The organism is Variovorax beijingensis, from assembly GCF_003951285.1.
Classification (GTDB): domain Bacteria; phylum Pseudomonadota; class Gammaproteobacteria; order Burkholderiales; family Burkholderiaceae_C; genus Variovorax; species Variovorax beijingensis.
On the sequence record NZ_RXFQ01000058.1, the window covers coordinates 1 to 2,588 of the forward strand.

General features: G+C 58.2%; 4 protein-coding genes. All 4 read left to right on the forward strand.

From position 1 onward, the window contains the following. Positions 1 to 160 precede the first annotated feature (160 nt). The gene (locus EJO66_RS32300) at positions 161 to 421 is read left to right on the forward strand and encodes a hypothetical protein (RefSeq protein WP_125967271.1); all 261 of its coding nucleotides are present in this window, start codon (positions 161 to 163) and stop codon (positions 419 to 421) included. Positions 422 to 482: 61 nt separating this feature from the next. Then, positions 483 to 866, forward strand: a complete 384-nt coding sequence (locus tag EJO66_RS32305; protein ID WP_125967272.1) for a hypothetical protein — start codon at positions 483 to 485, stop codon at positions 864 to 866. Positions 867 to 1,290: 424 nt separating this feature from the next. Then, positions 1,291 to 1,644, forward strand: coding sequence for a hypothetical protein (locus EJO66_RS32310; RefSeq protein WP_125967273.1), 354 nt, complete (start codon positions 1,291 to 1,293; stop codon positions 1,642 to 1,644). Between the two features lie 139 nt (positions 1,645 to 1,783). Next, positions 1,784 to 2,320, forward strand: coding sequence for a GrpB family protein (locus EJO66_RS32315; RefSeq protein ID WP_125967274.1), 537 nt, complete (start codon positions 1,784 to 1,786; stop codon positions 2,318 to 2,320). Positions 2,321 to 2,588: the final 268 nt, after the last annotated feature.

Sequence of the window (2,588 nt, forward strand, 5' to 3'; positions counted from 1 at the left end):
TGAGAAGATCTGTGCAAGTGTCCAAGTCCAACTTCAGACTGCTTGCGGGCTTTCCTTTACATGCTCTGAAAGGTAGCTCTGGGCCCAAAGCTCCAGGGCCGTGCGACGGCAGAGTCCGGCCACAAGCCGACCTTCACCACCTCCCTCCAATTTCAACCTCATGACCAACCACGTTCGGCGTCTTTCCCGGGATGAGGCGGCCTCGCTGGCAAAGGTGCTCACCGTGGAGTTCGCAAAGTCCAGCGGAATGGAAGGTTCGCTCCTGGACGTGCAGCCTGACCCTACGCTGAGCGAGCGCGAGGGAAAGACGCCGGTCCATTGGTCCGCCGTTTTCACGTCGGTCCACAGGGGCGTCGAGCTCGACGGTCCGACGGTCCTGCTCGTTGACCTACGCGTCCAGAGGGTTGCGTTCAACGAATGAGGCGGGCAGGCAGAATGCGTCCACTTCCGGACGTTCCACAAACCTGCTTGACCACACCAGCATGAGCGCACAAAGCAATGAAATCGTGGTTGCGCTGGCACGCAACTTCATGGCACTTCTTCAGACTGGTATGCCTGGATGGAATCGCGCATTCTTCCGCTTCGACGCAGACGACCTCAAGTACGGGTCGATTGCTTCATACGAACGCGACGGGAAGGTCAACCTGATTGACCCGTTTGAAACCAGCGATTTCTATTCGACGATGAACGAGATGGCCGTTGACCTACGAGAGGCGATGAGCCGTTCTGAGCCGAGATTTCGCGTACTCTTGCTCACGGTGGACTCGAGCTTTGACTACGAAATCAGATTCGAGAACGCCGACCCCTTGCGATGGCGGATTACCAAGATGGACGGTGGCTCCGGCATTCCTGTCGGCCTGACCTGACATCGACGTTGAGGCTGGGATTGCCTGTCAGCGAATGCCGGCTACCGAGCGATTCGTACCACCGCTTAGCTTAGGGCCCGCTCATGACGGCGCCGCGACCGGCTACATTCGGCCAGAACCCGACATTCATCTTGCCTGCCAAAATGAAGCTTTGACCAACGATGAGACGCCGTATTTCGCCTGCACTGATTGCGCTTGGCGTGGTGGTCGTTTTCGGCGTTACGAGTGTGCTGGTCGGCTATGGCTCCGGTTGGCTCGGCTCGCGGCTGGAGGCACGGTGTCAGACGTACTGCGCGACCCAACGGAAGCAAGGTCAGATGGTGCCGGTCTATCCCAAATCCATGACCGGCTCCCGCGACGGCCCCACCGAATGTCGCTGCCGATAGTCGCCCCCTCGGCCAGAAGCTGAAGTAGAAAAGCACCCATGACCGCTGAAGACCATGTCGAAGGCTTGGAAGGTTGGTTCCAGCCTTGGAGCGAGCACGATCTGGCGACAAGACCGTTCGTGAAGATTGGTGGGACATACACCATCTACACGGGACGCCTGACGGAAGCTGAGGTCGCAACACTGGGCAGGCTACTTCTCGGATTACCGGGAGCACGGCCAGACTCAATGGGTTTCTTCTGCGATCCCTCCGGTGATCCGTGCTTTGAAGCGTCGTTTGAGCCATCAGGCATAACCGTCGAGGGTCAAGCGTCACCGGAGCAATGGGCTGCGTGGGACACGGCGTTCAGAGCGGCCGTTGAGGAAGCCAAGCTGCCACGATTCCCAGCATAGAGGTGTATGTCAGCTTGGGCCCCTTTGCGCCAGCAGTCCGTGCGGCTACAGCCGGCCACAACCTGACGTTCGCGAGCCCGAGCGAATCTTCTGAGAAGCCGTCATTCCGTAAATTTGAAGTGAATCAACTTGGTACCGGATGAAACTCGAACGATTTGATGAGGGGCTGCATCACCGGCACATCGTCGCCTACGATCCTGTCTATGGCGAAGTCTTTGCCGAAGTGCGGGAATTTGTTCACGAGGTTCTCGAAGGGGTGGAACTCGTGCACATCGGCAGTACAGCGGTCGAAGGCCTGCGCGGCAAGGCCATGATCGATGCTGTGGCGATCACAGCACGGCAGAATCTTCGAGACGAACAACGCGCGTTCGAGCGTATGGGCTTCCATCGCCGGCCGGTATGGGTGGACACGGACGAGAAGCCATACGTTTGCGCATCTGTCGTTCACGCTGGCCGGCGTTTCAACGTCAATGTGCACATTTGCCACCGTGGCGATCCTGTGCACAAGGATTCGCTGGCCTTTATGGATATCCTCGGTCGTCGGCCCGACCTCCGCCAGAAGTACGAGGAGGCAAAGGACCGGGCCCACTCAATAGACCCGGGCGACCCGCAGGTCTACAACAAAGAGAAAGAGGCGGTGATCAGGGAAATTGAGGCCCTGATCGATCGCCGGTAGATCATCAGCGACGCTAGACGGCCAGAAGCCGACCTTCGTGGCCACCTCACAAAAAAAACCTCGGGAGCGTGCGCACTGACCATGGGATGGCCAACAATCGCCCATGAGCGGACATTGAGCGGCAGCAGCGGGAACTCATAAACCAGGAGCGAAAATGTTCAAGTGGGCGGTAGCTTCATTGGCATTGATTGTTGGCAGTACGTAAGCGCGCGGTGATCCCGTCTTGAGTTGCTGCCTTGTGTCCATGACGATGGTGTCCACCAAGTAT

What these genes read in the sequence shown, in the direction of transcription:
- EJO66_RS32300 (WP_125967271.1), top strand. Translation starts at nt 161, where the DNA reads ATGACCAACCACGTTCGGCGTCTTTCCCGGGATGAGGCGGCCTCGCTG.
- EJO66_RS32305 (WP_125967272.1), top strand. Translation starts at nt 483, where the DNA reads ATGAGCGCACAAAGCAATGAAATCGTGGTTGCGCTGGCACGCAACTTC.
- EJO66_RS32310 (WP_125967273.1), top strand. Translation starts at nt 1,291, where the DNA reads ATGACCGCTGAAGACCATGTCGAAGGCTTGGAAGGTTGGTTCCAGCCT.
- EJO66_RS32315 (WP_125967274.1), top strand. Translation starts at nt 1,784, where the DNA reads ATGAAACTCGAACGATTTGATGAGGGGCTGCATCACCGGCACATCGTC.